The organism is Nesterenkonia aerolata, from assembly GCF_031470965.1.
In the GTDB taxonomy this organism is placed as follows: domain Bacteria; phylum Actinomycetota; class Actinomycetes; order Actinomycetales; family Micrococcaceae; genus Nesterenkonia; species Nesterenkonia aerolata.
In genome coordinates this window covers 1-19,751 of sequence record NZ_JAVKGR010000020.1, presented here as the reverse complement: position 1 = coordinate 19,751, position 19,751 = coordinate 1, and the positions used below count along the sequence as shown (strand labels likewise).

General features: G+C 67.5%; 16 protein-coding genes. 4 read left to right on the top strand and 12 right to left on the bottom strand.

The genetic code is table 11. From position 1 onward, the window contains the following. Window positions 1-167: 167 nt before the first annotated feature. Complete coding sequence (locus RIL96_RS11940) at window positions 168-2,102, bottom strand: AMP-binding protein (protein WP_310549250.1); 1,935 nt, start codon at window positions 2,100-2,102, stop codon at window positions 168-170. A gap of 204 nt (window positions 2,103-2,306) precedes the next feature. Between RIL96_RS11940 and RIL96_RS11935 the strand changes: the two genes are divergently transcribed. From RIL96_RS11935 to RIL96_RS11920, 4 genes are read left to right on the top strand one after another with little or no spacing between them, the layout of a single operon-like run. Continuing rightward, a complete protein-coding gene (locus RIL96_RS11935) occupies window positions 2,307-2,972 on the top strand; it encodes a GntR family transcriptional regulator (protein WP_310549249.1) in 666 nt (221 codons plus the stop codon). Then, window positions 2,969-4,486, top strand: a complete 1,518-nt coding sequence (locus tag RIL96_RS11930; RefSeq protein ID WP_310549248.1) for an MmgE/PrpD family protein — start codon at window positions 2,969-2,971, stop codon at window positions 4,484-4,486. Before RIL96_RS11935 ends, RIL96_RS11930 begins: the two co-directional genes overlap by 4 nt. Then, entirely contained in the window at window positions 4,486-5,403 is a 918-nt protein-coding gene (gene prpB, locus RIL96_RS11925) for a methylisocitrate lyase (RefSeq protein WP_310549247.1), read from the top strand. The genes RIL96_RS11930 and prpB overlap by 1 nt, the downstream gene beginning before the upstream one ends. Window positions 5,404-5,413: 10 nt before the next feature. Continuing rightward, complete coding sequence (locus RIL96_RS11920) at window positions 5,414-6,547, top strand: bifunctional 2-methylcitrate synthase/citrate synthase (protein WP_310549246.1); 1,134 nt, start codon at window positions 5,414-5,416, stop codon at window positions 6,545-6,547. Window positions 6,548-6,692: 145 nt separating this feature from the next. Here the strand turns inward: RIL96_RS11920 and RIL96_RS11915 are convergent, their stop codons facing one another. The 11 genes from RIL96_RS11915 to RIL96_RS11865 form a co-directional block, all read right to left on the bottom strand. Further along, the gene (locus RIL96_RS11915; RefSeq protein WP_310549245.1) at window positions 6,693-7,862 is read right to left on the bottom strand and encodes an ABC transporter permease; all 1,170 of its coding nucleotides are present in this window, start codon (window positions 7,860-7,862) and stop codon (window positions 6,693-6,695) included. After that, window positions 7,859-8,761 carry an ABC transporter ATP-binding protein gene (locus RIL96_RS11910; RefSeq protein ID WP_310549244.1) on the bottom strand — a complete coding sequence of 301 codons (903 nt, stop codon included), beginning with the start codon at window positions 8,759-8,761 and terminating at the stop codon, window positions 7,859-7,861. Before RIL96_RS11910 ends, RIL96_RS11915 begins: the two co-directional genes overlap by 4 nt. Before the next feature lie 54 nt (window positions 8,762-8,815). Next, the gene (locus RIL96_RS11905; protein ID WP_310549243.1) at window positions 8,816-9,547 is read right to left on the bottom strand and encodes a response regulator; all 732 of its coding nucleotides are present in this window, start codon (window positions 9,545-9,547) and stop codon (window positions 8,816-8,818) included. Then, entirely contained in the window at window positions 9,540-10,964 is a 1,425-nt protein-coding gene (locus RIL96_RS13410) for a sensor histidine kinase (protein ID WP_310549242.1), read from the bottom strand. The genes RIL96_RS11905 and RIL96_RS13410 overlap by 8 nt, the downstream gene beginning before the upstream one ends. 85 nt (window positions 10,965-11,049) lie before the next feature. Beyond that, window positions 11,050-12,186: a site-specific tyrosine recombinase XerD gene (locus RIL96_RS11895; protein WP_310549241.1), complete on the bottom strand. Its 1,137-nt coding sequence runs from the start codon at window positions 12,184-12,186 to the stop codon at window positions 11,050-11,052. A gap of 6 nt (window positions 12,187-12,192) precedes the next feature. Further along, a complete protein-coding gene (pyrG, locus tag RIL96_RS11890) occupies window positions 12,193-13,887 on the bottom strand; it encodes a CTP synthase (protein WP_310549269.1) in 1,695 nt (564 codons plus the stop codon). 18 nt (window positions 13,888-13,905) lie between these two features. Continuing rightward, entirely contained in the window at window positions 13,906-15,681 is a 1,776-nt protein-coding gene (gene recN / locus RIL96_RS11885) for a DNA repair protein RecN (RefSeq protein WP_310549240.1), read from the bottom strand. Then, window positions 15,678-16,664 (bottom strand): NAD kinase, encoded by a 987-nt coding sequence (locus RIL96_RS11880; RefSeq protein WP_310549239.1) that lies wholly within the window; start codon window positions 16,662-16,664, stop codon window positions 15,678-15,680. The genes recN and RIL96_RS11880 overlap by 4 nt, the downstream gene beginning before the upstream one ends. A gap of 78 nt (window positions 16,665-16,742) precedes the next feature. Continuing rightward, the gene (locus RIL96_RS11875; protein ID WP_310549238.1) at window positions 16,743-17,525 is read right to left on the bottom strand and encodes a TlyA family RNA methyltransferase; all 783 of its coding nucleotides are present in this window, start codon (window positions 17,523-17,525) and stop codon (window positions 16,743-16,745) included. 112 nt (window positions 17,526-17,637) lie between these two features. After that, complete coding sequence (locus RIL96_RS11870; protein WP_310549237.1) at window positions 17,638-18,507, bottom strand: HAD-IIA family hydrolase; 870 nt, start codon at window positions 18,505-18,507, stop codon at window positions 17,638-17,640. Then, window positions 18,504-19,409: a hypothetical protein gene (locus RIL96_RS11865; RefSeq protein ID WP_310549236.1), complete on the bottom strand. Its 906-nt coding sequence runs from the start codon at window positions 19,407-19,409 to the stop codon at window positions 18,504-18,506. The genes RIL96_RS11870 and RIL96_RS11865 overlap by 4 nt, the downstream gene beginning before the upstream one ends. Window positions 19,410-19,751: the final 342 nt, after the last annotated feature.

Sequence of the window (19,751 nt, the reverse complement as noted above, 5' to 3'; positions counted from 1 at the left end):
CGCTGGCGCGGCCCGCCCAGACTACCGGCTGGTGGCGAGTTGCCAACCCTGACCATCAGGCGGAGGTCGAACCCTGGTTGACCGTCCGGTCCCCACGCTTCGGCTATGGATGTGGTTCGGGCTGAGCTATAGATGCAGTCCGAACCACATCCATAGCTGAAGCGGACTCACCCTTCACGGCGCAGCACCGGGATCAGCTCATCGAGCACACCGGCGTCCTCAATCGTGGAGGGCACCTTGTACTCGTCACCGTCAGCGATCTGCCGCATGGTCTTGCGCAGGATCTTCCCGGAGCGGGTCTTCGGCAGCGCAGAGACCACCGCCACGTCCTTGAAATCAGCGACCGGACCGATGGTCGAACGCACCAGGGAGGTCAGCTCCGCACGCAGATCATCCTCCCCGATCTCCTGACCGGACTTCAGCACCACGTACCCGGAAGGCCGCTGACCCTTGAGCTCATCAGCCAGCCCGATCACCGCGCATTCCGCCACCGCAGGATGCGTGGCTACGGCGGCCTCCATCTCCCCGGTGGAGAGGCGATGGCCGGAGACGTTGATGACGTCGTCAGTGCGGCCCATCACGTAGAGGTAGCCGTCCTCGTCCACATAGCCGGAGTCACCGGTGGTGTAGTACCCCTCGAACGTGGAGAGGTAGGAGTCGACGAACCGCTGGTCATCCCCCCACAGCGTGGCCATGGTGCCCGGAGGCATCGGCAGGCGGATCGCGATGCTGCCCTCCTGTCCCTCGGGCAGCCGCTCCCCCAGCGGGTCGAGCACGACGACGTCGTAGCCCACGGTCGGCAGGCTTGCAGAGCCCTCCTTGATCGGCAGAAGCTCCACGCCGACCGGGTTCGCGGCGATGGGCCAGCCGGTCTCGGTCTGCCACCAGTTGTCGACCACCGGCACCTTCAGCGCCTCGGCCGCCCACCGCTGAGTATCCGGGTCCAGCCGCTCTCCGGCCACGAAGAGGTACTCCAGGCAGGAGATGTCGTAGTCGGCCAGCAATGCGGCCTCAGGGTCGGCCTTGCGGACAGCCCGCAGTGCGGTCGGTGCGGTGAACATGGTCTTGACCCCGTGCTCGGCGATGATCCGCCAGAATGCACCGGCATCGGGAGTGCCCACCGGCTTGCCCTCATAGAGGATGGTGGTGGCCCCGGCCAGCAGCGGACCGTAGACGATGTAGGAGTGGCCGACTACCCAGCCGACGTCGGAGGCGGTGAACATGGTCTCCCCGGCGTCCACACCGAAGACGTGCGGCATGGACCAGGTCAGGGCCACCGCCGTGCCGCCCTGGTCACGCACCACGCCCTTCGGTCGGCCCGTGGTGCCGGAGGTGTAGAGCACGTAGAGCGGATCCGTCCCGGCCACGGCCACCGGTGCCGCCGGAGCGGCGGCAGCGACCGAGGACTCCCAATCGTGCCAGCGGGCAGGTTGGGCCTCCGAGTCGGTGTACTCGTCCAGGCTGTGCGCGAAGCCTTTGCGCTGGGCGACGACGACGTCACGAATCGGGTGCTGCGCCAGGCTGATCGCCTCTGCCACTGTGGGCAGGTATTCGACACGCCGCTTCGGTTCGATGCCGCCCGAGGCGGTGAGGACGACATCCGGGGTGGCGTCATCGATGCGCGAGGCCAGCTCACGGGCGGAGAACCCGCCGAAGACCACCGAGTGCACTGCACCCAGCCGGGCGCAGGCGAGCATGGCGATCGGCGCCTGCGGAACCATCGGCAGGTAGATGATGACCCGATCCCCCTTGCCCACGCCGAGCTCGGCGAGCATCCCGGCGGTGCGGGCGACCTCGTCGGTCAGCTCGGAGTAGGTATAGGTGGTCTGCGTCCCTGTGGTGGCCGAATCGTGGATCAGCGCGGGCTGCTCGCCTCGGCCGGCCTCGACGTGCCGGTCGAGCGCGTTATAGGCGACGTTGAGCTGCCCGTCAGGGAACCAACGGTAGATCGGGGCACTGGAGTCATCCAGGGCACGGGTCGGGGCCTGCTCCCAGGTCACACCGGCGGCGGCGTCAAGCCAGAACTGTTCGGGCTGCTCGAGCGAGCGGGCATGCAGGGCGCGGGCGTCACCGGTCGCGCTGCTGATCGGGGTGCTGGCCATCGTCGACCTCCTGGTCCGTTGAGGGATCTGCGGCATACGGCGCGGCCGCAGCTCTGCGCATGGCCTCAGAGTATGACCTGCGCCACGCAGAGTAAAGTGCTGTGTATACATTTCTTGCTGATGACCCCGCGTTCACCTGGAATACATCCCAGAGAATGCGGCGAGGGTAGCCAGATACGGCAGGTTTCTGTATACACTGCTGCTATGCGAGCCAGTGACCGCGCCTACCAGCAGCTGCGGGATGAGATCGTCGACGGACGACTCACCCCGGACACTGTGCTGGGCGAGGTCGAGCAGTCCGAGCGCCTCGGCGTCTCCCGCACTCCGCTGCGTGAGGCGCTCTCCCGCCTGATGGCCGACGGGCTCGCCGCCCAAGCCGGCGGCCGCGGCACCGTGGTCAGCTCCATCTCTCTCGACGATGTCGATCAGCTCTTCGAAGTCCGCATCCCGCTGGAAGTCCAAGCAGCCCGGCTGGCTGCCGCGCGCGCCTGCCCCAGCGTGTTCTCCGCTCTGGCCGCGCAGTTCGCCGAGGCGGCGGAGTCCTCTGAGACCTCATATTCCTCCGACTACTACTCCCTGACCCGCGCACTCGATGAGGCACTCGACGCCGCAGTGGCCAACCAGTACCTCTCCACTGCGCTGAAATCCCTGCGCGTCCACCTGGTGCGCATCCGGCGCCTGGCCCGGGACCACCCGGACCGGCTGCGCGCCTCCGCCGAAGAGCACCGCTCCATCTGCGAAGCCGTGGCCGCCGGCGACCCTGAACTGGCCGAGGCCGCCACACTGATGCATCTGCGCCGCAGCCTCGCCCACATCAAGACCTATACGCACGACCCCCACCCCCTTGAGGAAAGGACCCTGGTCATATGATCACCCACGATGTCCGCGTACACCGCAGCGAAGAGAACATCGCCCGCGAGGATCAGCTCGCCTGGAAGATCGCCGAGACAGCCGTCGATCCGGTCGCCCTCGACGGCGAGGTCGTCGACATGATCATCAACCGGATCATCGACAACGCCGCCGTCGCCGTGGCCTCGCTGAACCGCGCCCCCATCGTCGCCGCCCGCGCTCAGGCGCTGGACCACCCGGTGACCCGGCATGGATCCGGCGCCACCGTCTTCGGCATCGAGGAGAAGTCCTCGCCGGAGTGGGCCGCCTGGGCCAACGGTGTGGCCGTGCGCGAACTGGACTACCACGACACCTTCCTCGCCGCCGACTACTCCCACCCCGGGGACAACATCCCCGCCATCCTGGCCGTCGCCCAGCACAGCGGCCGCACCGGTGCCGACCTGGTGCGCGGCATCGCCACCGGCTATGAGATCCAGGTGAACCTGGTCAAGGCGATCTGCCTGCACAAGCACAAGATCGACCACGTCGCCCACCTCGGCCCCTCGGCCGCCGCGGGGATCGGGACCCTGCTCGGCCTGGATCGGGAGACCATCTTCCAGGCTGTCGGCCAGGCGCTGCACACCACCACCGCCACCCGCCAGTCGCGGAAGGGCGAGATCTCCACCTGGAAGGCCCACGCGCCGGCCTTCGCCGGCAAGATGGCCGTGGAAGCCGTGGACCGTGCCATGCGCGGCCAGACCTCCCCGGTGCCGATCTACGAAGGCGAGGACGGCGTCATCGCCTGGATGCTCGACGGCCCTCAGGCCGCCTATGAGGTACCGCTGCCCGAGGCCGGCGAGCCCAAGCGCGCGATCCTCGACACCTACACCAAGGAGCACTCCGCCGAGTACCAGGCCCAGGCGTGGATCGACCTGGCCCGCAAGCTGCACGGCGAGCACCCCGAGGTCACGGACCCGCAGAATGTGGAGAAGGTGCTGATCAAGACCTCCCACCACACTCACTACGTCATCGGCTCCGGCGCGAACGACCCGCAGAAGTACGACCCGACGGCCTCCCGCGAGACCCTCGATCACTCCATCCCCTACATCTTCACCGTCGCACTGCAGGACGGCGCCTGGCACCACGTGGACTCCTACGCCCCAGAGCGCGCCGGACGTGAGGACACCGTGGCCCTGTGGCACAAGGTCATCACTGAGGAGGACCCGGAGTGGACCCGCCGGTACCACTCGCTGGACATCTCGGAGAAGGCCTTCGGCGGCTCCGTGGAGATCACCCTGACCGACGGCACCGTCATCACCGACGAGATCGCCGTCGCCGACGCCCACCCGCTGGGTGCTCGTCCGTTCGCCCGCGAGCAGTACGTCCACAAGTTCCGCACCCTGGCCGAGGGCGTGGTGGACGAGGCGGAGATCGACCGCTTCCTCGCCGCCGTCGAGCGCGTCACCGAACTCGGCACCGGGGAGCTGGACCAGCTCAACATCCGTGCCGCCGCCGGTGTCATCGACCTCGCCGCCGGCCCGAAGGGACTGTTCTGATGTTGTATTCACACAAGACCGCCGAGCAGAAGCGCCAGGATCTGCGCTCCATGCTCACCCCGGGGGCGGCACGCCAGTTCCCCGGGACCTTCACCCCGCTCTCGGCTCCGCTGATCCAGGAGAAGGGCTTCGACGGGATCTACATCTCCGGCGGTGTGCTGGCCAATGAGCTCGGACTCCCCGACGTCGGACTGACCACGCTGACCGAAGTGGCCCAACGCGCCGGGCAGATCGCCCGGGTGACAGACTTACCGGCCCTGGTCGACGCTGACACCGGGTTCGGTGAGCCGATGAACGTGGCCCGCACCGTCCAGGAGCTGGAGAACGCGGGCCTGGCCGGATGCCATATCGAGGACCAGTTCAATCCCAAGCGGTGCGGACACCTCGACGGCAAGAACATGGTCGACGTGGAGACCGCCACGAAGCGGATCGCCGCCGCGGCCTCCGGGCGCCGGGACGAGAACTTCCTGATCATGGCCCGCACCGACCTGCGTGCGGTGGAGGGGCTCGATGCCGCCATCGACCGGGCCAAGGCCCTGGTGGACTCCGGCGCGGATGCGATCTTCCCGGAGGCGATGCGCTCGGTGGAGGAGTTTGCGAAGGTCTGCGAGGCTGTGGATGTGCGGGTGCTGGCGAATATGACAGAGTTCGGAAAGTCCGAGCTGTTCACCCGCGACCAGCTGGCCGATGCCGGCATCGCGATGATCATCTACCCGGTCACCTCGCAGCGTTCGGCCATGGGAGCGATCGAACGTACTCTGGACACTATCCGCACCGACGGCACCCAGCAGGCCGCCGTCGAGGAGATGATGACCCGGGCACGGCTCTACGAGCTGGTCGATTATGAGGGATACAACTCCTTCGACACCGGCATCTTCAACTTCGACGTCCCCGACGTCCACACCAGCGACAGCTGAAGGAGAGACCATGACTGACGAGATCCGTAAGGGACTGGCCGGTGTCGTCGCCGACACCACCGCCGTCTCCAAGGTCAACCCCGAGACCAACTCGCTGCTCTACCGGGGCTACCCGGTCCAGGAGCTCGCCGCGAACCTGAGCTTCGAAGAGGTCGCCCTGCTGCTGTGGAACGGTGAGCTGCCCAGCGCGACCGAGCGCGACGAGTTCGTGGAGTTCGAGCGCGCCCACCGCCGCCTGGATGACGCCGTGCGCACGGCCATCGATCTGCTGCCCACCGACTGCCACCCGATGGACGTCGGGCGCACCGCGGTCTCGGTCATCGGCGCCAACGACGCCGAGTCCGAGGTCTCCACCCCGGAGGTCGAGCTGCGCAAGGCCAAGGAGCTGTTCGCGAAGTTCCCGGCCGTCGTCGCCTACGATCAGCGGCGCCGTCGCGGTCTGGAGCCGATCGAACCGCGCGATGACCTCGACTATTCGCAGAACTTCCTGTGGATGACCTTCGGCGAAGAGGCCGCCCCCGAGGTGGTCGAGGCATTCCGCGTCTCGATGGTGCTCTACGCAGAGCACTCCTTCAACGCTTCGACCTTCACCGCCCGCGTGGTCACCTCCACGCTCTCTGATCTGCACTCAGCGGTCACCGCCGCGATCGGCGCGCTGAAGGGCTCGCTGCACGGTGGCGCCAATGAGGCGGTGATGCACACCTTCGAGGAGATCGGCATCGATCCCGACGAGTCCCGTGAGGATGCCGCCGCCCGGGCCAAGGCCTGGATGGAGGACGCCCTGGCCAAGAAGAAGAAGGTCATGGGCTTCGGGCACCGGGTGTACAAGAACGGCGACTCCCGCGTGCCGACGATGAAGGACGCCCTGGATGCGATGGTCGAGCACTACGGCCGTCAGGAGATGATGGGCCTCTACGACGGTCTGGAGGCAGCGATGTCCGAGGCCAAGGGCATCCTGCCGAACCTCGACTACCCGGCAGGTCCGACATATCACCTGATGGGCTTCGACACCGAGATGTTCACCCCGCTGTTCATCGCCTCCCGCATCACCGGGTGGACCGCGCACATCCGTGAGCAGCGAGCCGACAACTCGCTGATCCGTCCGGTCAGCGCCTATTCCGGCCCCGACGAGCGCCACCTCTGAGACCGTACGCCCTCGATTGAGAGGCGGCTGAGACAACGCAGAAGGGTCTGGCCCTCACGGGATCCCGTGAGGGCCAGACCCTTCTGCGTCGTACTACCAGCTGCCTACCAGCTGCGCCGTCGCACTACCCGGCTGTACCGTCAGGTCAGTCGCGGCTGCTCAGCGCGGCACGCAGCTTCATCCGCTGCCCCATATGCAGCAGGGACCCGCTGTAGATCTTCGCCGCCAGCGCCATCATCGCCACCACGGCAGCGAGCACCAGCAGCAGCGCCAGCACCGGCTCGAACCACTGTGCCTCCCCCAGGAACATCCGTACCGGCATCGCCACCGGTGCGCTGAAGGGCACATAGGAGCAGATGGTCATGACCGTCTCGTTCTCCAGGAAGAAGATCACGATGAAATACGGTGCCATCACCAGCATCATCGTCGGCGACATCACTGAACCGATGTCCTCCTGGCGGGAGACCAGCGAGGCACCGGCGGCGAACATCGCGGCCACGAGCATGAAGCCGGGCAGGAAGAACAGCACGAACCACAGCATCGGCAGTGTCAGAGTGTCGAGCAGCGTCTGCTGTCCGGTGATCATCAGCGCGATTGAGGCCGCGGTCGCGTAGAGCACCGCCTGCCCCACAGCCAACGCGGTGTTGCCGAGCACCTTCCCGGCCAGCAGTGCCCGCGAGGAGATCGAGGAGAGCAGGATCTCCACGATGCGGGACTGTTTCTCCTGCACGGTGTTCTGCACGATCATCGCGCCTGAGCCCATCGCCAGCACCATGAACACCATCCCGAACCCAGCGGCGACGAGGAACCCGATCCCGGAGTCGGTGTCAGGGTCTTCCAGCGTCTCCATCGTGGGTGCGACGGCCAGCGCCTGGGCCACACCTGTGGGCATGGAGTCCAACCCGATCACCGTCAGCCCGACCGGGTTGGACTCGTCCGGCGCGATGACCGCGGTGACCTCGCCGTCGCGGAGCATCTGCTCGGCCTCGTCCATCGAGGAGACCTGCTGAGGTTCCAGGGAGGTCCCCAAAGGCCCTGACTCCACAGTAGCGCCTTCGCTGAGCTCCGCACCCTCGACCACGGCGACATCTTCGACGTCGTCATTACCGCCGAAGACATTCATTAGAACGATGCCTCCGACGATGACGAGCACGGTGATGATCAGGCTGACGATGAAGGACTTCGAACGCACCTGCGTGGTGATCTCCCGCTCGGCGACCAGCAGCGTGGCCCGTCCGGTGCTCAACGGTGCCGGACCGTCCTGCTGGGCAATGTCATGCTGACCTGCGGTGTAGTCCTGATGTACCGTGCTCATCGCTGGGCCTCCTGGCTCGTCGTCGCCATGTCCTTGAAGATCTCGCTCAGTGTCGGCAGCAGCGGGCTGAATCTGCGCACCTCACCGCGCTGGACCGCTGCAGCCAAGACCTGCTGGGCCTCGGCCTCCTCCGCGCGGAAGAGCACACGCCCGGCATCGAACTCGTCGACCTGCGCCCCCGGATGCTCGCGCACCCACCCGAGGTCAGCGCCGCTGAGCAGCTCATAGCGCCGGGTGCCGTGGCGTTCACGCAGGCCGTAGGTCTCCCCGGAGGCCAAGATCCGGCCTCCGCCGATGATGACGATGTCATCGCAGAGCCGCTCGACGACGTCGAGCTGATGAGACGAGAACAGCACGATCGCACCCTGACGGGCATGTTCGCTGAGGACGTCGAGGACGACGTCAACGGCCATCGGGTCCAGTCCGGAGAAGGGCTCGTCGAGGATGAGCACGTCCGGGCCGTGGACCAGTGCGGCGGCGATCTGCACCCGCTGCTGGTTGCCCAGGGACAGTGATTCGAGCGGGTCGTCACGGCGTGGGGACAGGCCCAGCCGTTCCAGCAGCTCCTCGGCGCGGGCCGCGGCGCTGCGCCGGTCGAAACCGTGCAGCCGCGCCAGATACGTCACCTGGGAATGCACTGACATCTTCGGGTAGAGGCCGCGCTCTTCGGGCATATAGCCGAAGCGGCGCCGGGAGCTGGAGTCCAGCGTCTGGCCGTCGAGGGTGACGGTCCCGGAATCTGCCCGCAGCACTCCGAGGATGATGCGCATCGTCGTCGTCTTGCCGGCGCCGTTGCCGCCGACGAATCCGGTGAGTCGGCCGCGCCCGGCGGTGAATCCGACGTCGTGGAGGACCTGATGGTCCCCGTAGGAGCGATTGACATTGCGAAGTTCAAGCATGTTCTCAGACTACGGAGCGCGCTGCGGACCGGGTATCGGCCGTTCGGGGGATTCTCAGCCCCGGTCCATCAGCCCTCGGTCCATCAGCCCAGACTCGTAGGCGTAGGCGACCGCCTGCACCCGGTTGCGCAGATCCAGCTTGGCCAGCACATGGGAGATATGGGTCTTCACCGTCGCCGCCGAGATGAACAGCTGCTCGGCGATCTCGGTGTTGGACAGCCCCTGAGCCACCCGGATGAGCACGTCTTCCTCCCGCTCGCTGAGCGGGCTCTGCTCGGTGTCCTCAGCCTGACCGGTGTCGTCAGCCTGACCGGTGGAGGTGTCACCGGCGTGGAAGCCGCTCACGGCGTGCCGGATCAGCGAGCGTGTCATCTCCGGGGCCAGCAGCCCCTCCCCGGAGGCCACTGTGCGGATTCCGGCGGCCAGCTGCTCCGGTGAGCTCGTCTTCAGCAGGAATCCTCCGGCACCGGCCTGCAGCGCACGCAGGAGGTAGTCCTCACGGTCGAAAGTGGTGAGCATGATGACCTGCAGTCCCGGCTGTGCCTGCAGCATCTGGGCTGTGGCCTCGATGCCGTCCATCACCGGCATCTCCACGTCCATGCACACCACATCCGGGTTTTGCCGGGCCACCACCTCAAGTGCCTCAGCCCCGTTGCCGGCGGAGCCGACCACTTCGATGTCCGGCTGAGCTCCGAGGATGGTGGCGATGCCGTCACGCATCAGCGGCTGGTCGTCCACCAGGACGACTCGCGTGGTGGTCTCGGATGGTTCCTGCTGGTCAGACACCGGTGGTGCTCCTCTGCTCGGCTGACTCGTAGGTGTAGGGGATCTCAGCGCGCACCAGGAAACCGTAAGGGCTGCGTGGCTTGGCCAGCACGGTGCCTCCGCCGACGGCGGCGCGCTCCCGCATACCGGCGATGCCGTGCCTGCCGCCGTTGCCCTCTGCGGTCTTCCTCGCGCGCCGCCCGGCGCCGTCGTCGCTGATCTCGACCTCCACGGCTGATCCGCCGTAGCGCAGACGCACATCAGTGTGGGCATCGGGTCCGGCATGTTTGCGCACGTGGGTCAGCGCCTCCTGGACGATGCGGTAGAGATTCAGGCTCGTCAACGGAGCAAGCTCACGCTCCCTACCGATCACCTGCCAGTCCACCGTCATCCCGTGCTGCCGTGCTTCATCGATCAGCGCCGGTATCTGCTCGACGCCGAGCGTCGCTGAGGCTTCGTCCACAGAGATCTGGGCCGATTCTGCATTCCGGTGCTCCGCATTCCGGTGCTCTGCATTCCCCGACACTGCCTGCCCAGGATCCGGCGCGTCCTCTTGGCGCAATGTCCCCAGCAGCTGATGCAGTTCGGAGACGGAGCGGCGGGCGGACTCCTCCACCAGCCGCATCGACCGCTCCGCAGTGGCGGGATCGCTGGTCAGTGTGGCTCGGGCTGCCGCTGACTGGACACCCATGAGAGAGACGTGGTGAGCGACGGCGTCGTGAAGCTCCCGGGCGATGCGCAGCCGCTCCAAGACCACCGCCTGCTCCGCGACACGATTCTGCTGAGCACGCAGCTGCTCGGCCTGCTCCTGCATCTGTGCACGGTTCCGCGCCGAGACCCAGGCATGATGGCCGAACCACAGGGCGGCACCGAAATAGAGGAGGTTGATCATGACGGTATAGAGCATCAGCGCCAGCTCGGCGGAGCCGACGGCAAGTGACCCCACCTCCGAACCTTCGGCCTGGAGGTGATCCATCCGCAGAAACCCGACGATCAGCCAGATCAGCATCGCCCCCAGCACCGCCCAGCGCACCACACGAGCAGCACGGCGATGACGACTCCAGGCACCGAGGCTGTAGAGGGCCAGGAAGAAGCCCACGTTGAGGATCAGGGCCTCGGGGACGCCGAGTTCGGTGGTGACGATGAAAGCCGCCCCGGCGACGGCGGTGACGGCTTCCGGATATCGCCGACGCCACGCCACCGGCAGCAGCGTCACGGCCAGGCAGAGCACAGCGACCCACGGTGCGGGGGGATCCCCGACGACGGTTCCTCCTGCCGCACGGAACAAGACCGTGGAGAGCACCGCCGCGCAGAACAGTGCCCCTGCAATGAGCGCATCGACGCGGAGCTCGGCGGAGGTCGGCGGGCGGCGCACCCAGTCGGGAGAGGACGCGGGCGCCTGGGTCGGTGCTGTCGAGGCCTGGGACGTGGTGCTCACAGTGGTCATCGTAGCCAACCGGGCGCCTCACTCGTCTGGTCTGCGCGGCTCATCTGGTCTGCACGGTTCATCTGGTCTGCATGGTTCATCTGGCTCGAGGGTGGGCCAGCGTGTAGCTCTCCTGCAGCGCCTCGGCGGTGACCTTCGTGTAGATCTGCGTGGTGGTCACCGAGGAGTGGCCGAGCATCTCCTGGACCATGCGGATTCCGGCCCCGCCCTCGAGCATATGTGTCGCGCAGGAGTGCCTCAGCGTGTGCGGGGACACCTCAGCGGTGATCCCGGCGGCCTGGGCGTGGTGCTGGATCGTGGTCCACACCGACTGCCGAGACATCCTCGAGCCCAGCCGGTTGAGGAACAGGGCCGGTGTCCCCCGGCGTCGGGCGGCAGAGGATGAGCGCGCGGCGGCGTCAGCCAGCGCTGGACGCCCCGCGGTCAGATAGTCGCCGACGGCCCGCTGCGCATAGGAGCCCACCGGCACCAGGCGCTGCTTATCTCCCTTACCCGTCACGCGGACCACGACGAGCCCGTCAACGAATCTGTCTCCGCTCGGTGCTCCGTCGCCAGCCGAGTCACCGGGCTCGCTGGGGGCGGTCAGGGCGTGGATATCGTCGACGTCGAGGCTGACCACTTCGGTGACCCGTGCCCCGGTGGCGTAGAGGAACTCCAGGAGCGCCCGATCCCGCAGTCCCAGCGGCGTCGCCGGGTTCGGCGCATCGAGCAGGGCCTGCGTCTGCTCCACGGACAACGCCTTGGGCAGGGACTGCCGGGGCTTGGGCGCGCTCACCTGCCCAGCAGGGTCCGCGGCAGTGCGTCCCTCAGCGGCCCAGTAACGATGCAGTCCGCGCACCGAGGCCAGCACCCGGGCGGCTGAACGGGCCGTGAGCACCGCACCACCGTCCTCACCGGTGGAAAGGCTGCGCAGAAAGGCAGAGATGTGCCCCTCTTCGATGTGCCGCGGGTCGGTGATCCCGCAGTCCAGCAGGTGGGCGCCGTAGCGGCGTAGATCGTTCTCATAGGAACGCAGGGTGTTCTGAGAAGAACCCCGTTCGATCCGCAGATGACTCAGGTACTCGGTGATCTGCCGCCCGATGGGAGTCTGCGGCACCTGCTGCCGCCGTGCCCGGTAGGCCCGTGCCCGCTGCTCCTCTTCTCGGTCCTGAGGCTGGCGCGTCGGCTCTGCGCTCTCCCCCGTGCTCTCCCCTGTGCCTTGCTCGGCGGTCACGGCACCTCAGCGGCGACGGGCCAGCCCGGCACCGATGAGACCGGCGAACAACGGGTGGGCATCAGTGGGCCGGGACTTCAGCTCCGGGTGAGCCTGGGTGGCGATGTAGAAGGGGTGCTGGGAGGCCGGCAGTTCGGCGAACTCCACCAGAGTGCCCTCGGGCGAGGTGCCGGAGAACACCAGTCCCGCCTCAGTGAGCCGGTCCCGGTAGGCGTTGTTGACCTCGTAGCGGTGCCGGTGACGCTCGGTGATCTCCGTGGTGCCGTAGGCTTCCGCGGCCACGGAGCCTTCAGCCAGCACCGCCTCGTAGGAGCCCAGACGCATCGTGCCGCCGAGGTCCCCTTCACCGGAGACGATGTCGGCCTGCTCGGCCATCGTCGCGATCACCGGTTCAGAGGTCTGCGGGTCGAACTCGGTGGAGTTGGCGTCGGTGAGACCCACCACGTTGCGGGCATATTCCATGACCATCGTCTGCAGCCCCAGGCACAGGCCGAGCGCGGGGATGCCGTTCTCGCGGGCGTGCCGCCAGGCGCCGATCTTGCCGTCCAGGCCGCGGACGCCGAAACCGCCGGGGATACAGATCGCGTCGACTCCGCGCAGCGCCTTGGCTGCGCCCTCCGGATCGGCGCAGAGGTCCGAGGCCACCCAGCGGATCTTGGTCTTGGCCCGGTGGGCGAAACCGCCGGCGCGCAGCGCCTCGGTCACCGAGAGGTAGGCGTCGGGCAGGTCGATGTACTTGCCGACCAGGGCGACCTCGACCTCCTCGTCCGGGTGGTGGACGACGTCGAGCAGCTGCGACCACTTGGTCCAGTCCACATCTTTGAACTTCAGATCCAGCGCCTGGACCACGTAGGCGTCGATGGCCTGACGGTGCAGGATCCGCGGGATGTCATAGATGCTGGGGGCGTCTGCGCAGTTGATCACGGCATCGACGTCGACATCGCACATCGACGAGATCTTCCCGCGGATCTCCAGCGGCAGTTCCCGGTCCGAACGCAGCACGATGGCATCGGGCTGGATGCCCAGTGAGCGCAGCGCGGCCACGGAGTGCTGGGTGGGTTTGGTCTTCAGCTCCTGGCTGGGACCGATATAGGGCACCAGCGAGACGTGGAGGAAGAAGACGTTCTCCCGGCCGATGTCCTGGCGCACCTGGCGGGCGGCCTCGAGGAAGGGCTGGGATTCGATGTCGCCGACGGTGCCGCCGATCTCGGTGATGATCACATCCGGTGCCTCACGCCCCTCAGCGGGCTCGGCGGGCAGGCGCATGCGGCGCTTGATCTCGTCGGTGATGTGCGGGATGACCTGCACGGTGTCACCGAGGTAGTCACCACGGCGCTCCCGCTCGATCACGGAGGAGTAGATCTGCCCGGTGGTGACGTTGTTCAGCCCGTCGAGGTTCTCATCGAGGAAGCGCTCGTAGTGGCCGATGTCGAGATCGGTCTCTGCACCGTCCTCGGTGACGAAGACCTCACCGTGCTGGAAGGGGTTCATCGTCCCCGGATCCACGTTCAGGTAGGGGTCCAGCTTCTGCATGACCACGGAGAGCCCGCGGGACCTGAGCAGATGACCCAGCGAGGAAGCGGTGAGCCCCTTGCCGAGAGAGGAGACGACGCCGCCGGTGACGAAGATCTGGCGGGTCACCTGAGGGCTGTTGGGGGTCCGGGAATTGTTTCTCTGCACCACGGAGTTCAAGACTATCAGCCCCTGACCCTGTGGGCCTCAGGGACGTGCGGCAGCAGCGATGAGTTCCCTCGCATGGGCGCGGGCCGAGGCGGAGTCCTCCTGGCCGGCCAGCATCCGGGCCAGTTCGTCGATGCGTTCCTCCCGGCCGAGCACGGCGACGTCGGAGGCGGTGAAGCCGCCGGTCTCGGAGTCATCCGAGACTGAGGATTTGAACACCCGGATGTGGTTCTGCGCGAAGGCGGCGACCTGAGGCAGGTGGGTGACCACGATGACCTGGACATGCTCGGCGAGCATCGCGAGGCGGCGGCCGATCTGCACGGCGGCCTTGCCGCCCACACCGGCGTCGACCTCATCGAAGATGAACGTGTCGGCGGAGTCGTAGGCGGCGAGGACCACTTCGATCGCGAGCATCACCCGGGAGAGCTCACCGCCGGAGGCCCCGCGGCCCAGCGGCATCGGCTCCGCCCCGGCGTGCGGAGCCAGCAGCATCGCGACCGCATCGGCGCCGTCAGGGCCCAAGTCTTCCGTCTCAGTCACCTCGACGACCATCCGCGCGTGGGGCATCGACAGTGCGGCCAGCTCGGCACCGACCGCTTCGGCGAGCAGCCCACCGGCCTGCTCACGACGTCGGCGCAGCTCAGCCGCCTGCTGCCACAGCCGCTCCTGGGCCTCACGCACCTGCGTGCCGAGAGACTCGATGCGCTCTTCATCGGACTGCAGGGTCATCAGTCGGGCCCGGGACTCCTCGGCCCAGGTGACGACCGCCTCGACGTCGGGGCCGTACAACCGGGTCAGCCGGTCCAGATCAGCCCGACGCCGGTGGACCTCGGCCAGGCGTTCAGGGCCGGACTCGTCCAGACCGGCCGCGTAGCCGCCGAGCTGCCCGGCGGCATCGTTGAGCAGTGCGGAGACGGACTCGATCTGCGCCGCAACGTCGTCGAGTGCGGCGTCCTGCTCGGCCACCGCCTGCAGGGCGCTGCGGGCCTGCTCCACCAGGGTCACCGCATTCGGTGCCTCATCGAAGCCCTCAGCCATATCCGGGCCCGAGAGCGCAGTGGCCGCCGTGCGGGCTGCCTCACGCAGGCCTTCGACGTTCTCCAGCTTCCGCGCTTCAGCCTTCAGCTCCTCGTCCTCGCCGGGCCGTGGGTCCACCTCGTCGATCTGCTCCAGCGCCTGCTGCAGCTGTTCGGCCTCCAGTCGCCGCCGGTGCTCGGATGTGGTGATCTCCTCAAGCTCCTCGCACAACTGCCGATACTGGCGGAATCCCTCGCGGTAGGCGCTCAGCAGCGCGGTGAACTCTCCCCCGGCGTAGCTGTCCAGGGCACGGCGCTGGGCGCCCGCAGAACGCAGCCGCAGCTGGTCGGTCTGCCCGTGGACGGTCACCAACGCCGACCCGACCTCACCGAGCACTGACACCGGGACCGCCCGGCCGCTGACTCCGGCACGACTGCGTCCCTTGGCGCTGACGGTGCGGCCCAGCAGCAGCGCCACCTCATCCGGCGAATCGGCCGTGTCGTCCCCGGCCTCAGCTTCAGCGGTGGCAGCCTCCTCCACCCACGCGCCGGCCTCCTCGGCCAGCTGTACCGCTGGATGGTCCCGGTGCACCGTCAGCTCAGCATCGACCTGGGCGCGCGGGGCCCCGCGACGCACTGCCGAGGATTCCGCGCGGGCTCCGAGCAGCAGCCCCAGGGCCGTGACCACCATGGTCTTTCCAGCCCCGGTCTCCCCGGTGACCACGTTGAAGCCCGGGTGCAGGCTCAGCTCGGCGCCCTCGATGACGCCGAGGTCACTGATGCGGACCTCGTCGATCATCCCTGACCTCCGACGTCTCTGCCCGGCCCCCCGGGGATCGCGCCGGTGGTGGGCGGGATGACCGTGTTATGCGGCTCCACCGGGCCGCGCCACCCGGTGGTGGGCAGGTCGAATTTGTCCACGAGCCGCTCGGAGAACGGTGTCTGATGGACTCGAGCCAGCAGCACCGGCTGGTCCGAGCGGGTGACTTCGATGCGGGAGCCGGCCGGCAGTTCTGACGCACGGCGACCGTCGCACCACAGCATGCCCTTCTCATCCTCGCGGGGCAGCACTTCCACCGCCATCACTGAGTCCGGGGCGACGACCAGCGGCCGGGAGAACAGGGCGTGCGCTGAGATCGGGACCACCAGAAGCGCCTGGACCTCAGGCCACACTACCGGTCCCCCGGCGGAGAAGGCGTAGGCGGTGGATCCGGTGGGGGTGGCCAGCACGACGCCGTCGCAGCCGAAGGCCGAGACCGGGCGCCCGTCGATCTCGATGACCAGATCGACCATCCGCTCCCGGGAGTGCTTCTCGATACTGGCCTCGTTCAACGCCCAGGTTGATCCGACATGCTGGCCGGAGTGCCAGATCTGGACGTCGAGAGCCATACGCTCTTCGACGGTGTAGTCCTGTTCGATGACCCAGTGGACAGAGGCATCGAGCTCGGTGCGTTCAGATTCGGCCAGGAACCCGACGTGGCCCAGGTTCACCCCCATCAGCGGCAGGTTCGCCCCGCGGACGAGTTCGGCGGCGCGCAGAATGGAGCCGTCCCCGCCCAGGACCATGCCGACTTCGCAGTCGTCTAGCTGGACCTCGTCACCGACCACCGCTACGGGCAGCCGCGCGAAGGATTCCCCCACCGTCTCTGTCAGGGAGGCCACATCGCGGGCCAGCATGACCGGGGTGAGGCCCTCCCGGTGCAGGCGCGAGGTCACCGCGACTGCCGCATCCACAGCGTCACGCCGTCCGGTGTGCGCCAGGACCAGTACCCTGCGGGTCATCTGCACCTCCTCCTCAGCATCGGGTCATCGACCGGTATGCCGTCTGCCTCGCCGCCGTCGCTCAGTCACTATTGCTGTTCAGTCACCGTAGTCAAGCGTGTCCAGCCTAACGGTCTGCACTGACCCGGCGCGCAGATGCAGGAAGAACTCACGGTTTCCGTCCTGTCCCGGCAGCGCAGAACGATGCACGCCCTGGGCGCCCAGTCCATGGGCCGCAGCCGCCTCGACGACTCCGGCGACCGCCTCGGCACGAAGCCCCGGCGCGGTGACCACCCCGGTGCGGCCGATCTGCGCTCGGCCGACTTCGAACTGCGGCTTGACCATCAGCAGCAGGTCGGTGCCGGTGCGAGTCTGACTGCTCAACGCGGGGACGACCAGACGCAGGGAGATGAAGGACAGATCCGCGACGATCAGGTCGAAAGGCGCCCCCAGGCAGCCCGGCGTGAGGTCTCGGACATTGAGCCCTTCGTGGGATTCGACACGGTGATCTGCACGCAGAGATTCGGCGAGCTGATCGTGGCCGACGTCGACGGCGACCACCTCGGCGGCACCGCGGTCCAGCAGGACCTGGGTGAACCCCCCGGTGGAGGCACCGGCATCCAGGCATCGCGTACCGTCCGGTGCGATCTCGGGGCAGGCCTCGAGCGCGCCGAGGAGTTTATGGGCGGCCCGGGAGACCCACTGTGCCGCCGTATGCACGCCGATGTCCTGACCGGCAGCCACCACGGTGGAGGCACGACGTACGACGCGGCCGTCGAGTGTGACCTCACCGTCAGCGATCAGCTGAGCGGCCCGGCTGCGACTGCCGACCAGACCACGGGCGACGAGCTCTTTGTCCAGCCGCTGCCGTGGGTCTGTCATCGCCGCTGTGCCTCGTCGGTTTCCTCGAGTTCTGTCCGCAGCTGTGTCTGCAGTTGTGTCTGCAGGGCCTCGGCTTTGTCGATCTCGTGTTCGAGTTCCTCCAGGGTCACCGTCAGCTCCTCTGCCCCGGGGCGGTGACGCTGGCGGCCGAGGAGACCGGTGGCGCTGCCCTGTCTGTGCGGCTGCCGAAGAGATCAGCCAGTGTGCGCAGGATGAAATCCGCGCGCATGGTCTCGTCGGCGGCAGCGGCGTCCTGGCCTGTATGGACACCGGTCAGCACCAGCGCGGTGGTGAAACCGGCCCGGTTCCCACCCAGAATGTCTGTGTCGAGACGATCGCCGACGACCAGCGGTCGATCCAGCCCCAGCGCCTCGGCGGCCTGAGTGAATAGCAGCGGTTCCGGCTTTCCGGCAGCCCGCGGATGACGGCCGGTGGCCCGGGTGATCGCCTCGATGAGGGACCCGTTGCCGGGTGCGATGCCGCGTTCCCGAGGAAGGGTCGCGTCCAGGTTCGTCGCGAACCAGGCGGCACCGTCGTTCACCGCGAAGGAGGCCTCCGCCAGGTCCCGCCAGCCGATCTCGGGCGAGAATCCCTGGATGACCGCCGAGGGAGTTTCATCACAGGACTGCACCACGGTGAAGCCGGCCTGGGCGACGAGCTCACGCAGGTAGTCCGACCCGATCACCAACACCGGGGACCCCGCGGGTACGTGTTCGCTGAGCAGGGCGACACCGGCGGGGGCGGAGCCGAAGACCTCCTCGGCCGCGGCTTCTATGCCGAGTTCGAGCAGATGCGCTGCAACGACCTGCGCTGAGCGTGAGGCGTTATTGGTGACGAAGCCGCAGCGCAGCCCCCGGCTGCGTAGTGCGGCCACCGCCTCGACCGCCCCCTCCACAGCGTAGGCGCCGGTATAGAGGACACCGTCGAGGTCGAAGAGGACGCCGTCATGGCCGCTGATCAGCTCTGGGCTCGAGGGGGTCACCGCGAGTCCTTCGTCGCCGCGGAGCCCAGGACATCTTTGACCGTGGGCAGGTCAGCGGGTTCGTCGTCGAAGTCGAGGATCTCAGGTTCGGCGAAGGTGCCGATGCCCAGCGCCTTCTCCGCCACCGGAACACGAGCGCGCCAGGTCTGCGCCTCGTCATCACGACCGCGGGCTTCCAGTGCCTCGGCATAGGCGGCGAAGAGGCGGGGCGAAAACGAGAAGGCCCGGTTGATGTCCAGTTCCGGGATCTCCAGGGCGAGGACTGCCGCCTCGAGGTCACCGAGATCGGTATGTGCTCCCGAGACCACCATGGCCAGTTCGGCCCGGGCCGCACCGCTCAGCTGCTGGGCTTCGCCGGACTCTGCGATCTCCAGGGCCTTCTGCGGTTTGTTCAGGCCGCGCTCGCAGTCTGCCTGCACGGGAAGGTGACTCTGGTCCCCGGTGATGCGCCGGTATGTCCGCAGTTCCCGGAGCGCCTCGGCATAGTCTCCGGCCGCGTAGGCGGTCAGTCCCACGGCCTCCCGGACCACGCCGATCCGGCCTCCTCTGCGGGAGGCGGCCAGTGCGTGCTCCAACGCCAGGGCAGGGTCGATGTCGATCAGTCGACCGGCCATGACCAGGTGCTTGGACACCCAGGTCCTGTTGTTCTCCGTCAACGTGCCCAGCTGAGAGGCGGCCTGCTTGTCGAGCTCCTTGCCGGTGACCTCAGGATCGATCTCCGGTGAGCGGCCGCGGTCCTCAGCATTGGCCCGCCGGTGATCACGGGGGTTCCGCGCAGGACGTGTCTGCTCACGCTGCTGACGAGGTGCTCGGGCAGAACGACCCTGATTCGGACCGCGCCGGTGATCCTCGTGCCCGCCTCGGCGTGGTGCACGACCATCCTGAGATGCCTCTGAGGCCATCGAGATTGGCTCCTGTTCCTGGGGCTCTATCCCACGGCACGCATTACCTCATGGGCCGTGGGCACCTTCATCGGTGACGAGACGATAAGTGCGCCTCATAGGATACCTTGCCCGCACTGACCCGATGCCGACGCTAGCTGATGGGCATGCAGGGCTTAGGTTGCAGACGCTCGGAGGCGCAGATGCCGACGGTGCTGGTGATCCGGGCACAAAAAGAGTGTGGGACCCGAGTCCGTGGTCTTCTTCTCGACGGTGAGAAGAAGACCCGTATGAACTCAGGTCCCACACTGTGTGGTGTTGTCCGGCGGTGTCCTACTCTCCCACACCCTTCCGGGTGCAGTA

Coding starts and splice junctions, on each gene's coding strand:
- RIL96_RS11910 (WP_310549244.1), bottom strand. CDS start 8,761: ATGCTTGAACTTCGCAATGTCAATCGCTCCTACGGGGACCATCAGGTC.
- RIL96_RS11935 (WP_310549249.1), top strand. CDS start 2,307: ATGCGAGCCAGTGACCGCGCCTACCAGCAGCTGCGGGATGAGATCGTC.
- RIL96_RS11880 (WP_310549239.1), bottom strand. CDS start 16,664: ATGACCCGCAGGGTACTGGTCCTGGCGCACACCGGACGGCGTGACGCT.
- RIL96_RS11930 (WP_310549248.1), top strand. CDS start 2,969: ATGATCACCCACGATGTCCGCGTACACCGCAGCGAAGAGAACATCGCC.
- RIL96_RS11915 (WP_310549245.1), bottom strand. CDS start 7,862: ATGAGCACGGTACATCAGGACTACACCGCAGGTCAGCATGACATTGCC.
- RIL96_RS11865 (WP_310549236.1), bottom strand. CDS start 19,409: ATGGCCTCAGAGGCATCTCAGGATGGTCGTGCACCACGCCGAGGCGGG.
- RIL96_RS11920 (WP_310549246.1), top strand. CDS start 5,414: ATGACTGACGAGATCCGTAAGGGACTGGCCGGTGTCGTCGCCGACACC.
- RIL96_RS11875 (WP_310549238.1), bottom strand. CDS start 17,525: ATGACAGACCCACGGCAGCGGCTGGACAAAGAGCTCGTCGCCCGTGGT.
- prpB (WP_310549247.1), top strand. CDS start 4,486: ATGTTGTATTCACACAAGACCGCCGAGCAGAAGCGCCAGGATCTGCGC.
- recN (WP_310549240.1), bottom strand. CDS start 15,681: ATGATCGACGAGGTCCGCATCAGTGACCTCGGCGTCATCGAGGGCGCC.
- RIL96_RS11940 (WP_310549250.1), bottom strand. CDS start 2,102: ATGGCCAGCACCCCGATCAGCAGCGCGACCGGTGACGCCCGCGCCCTG.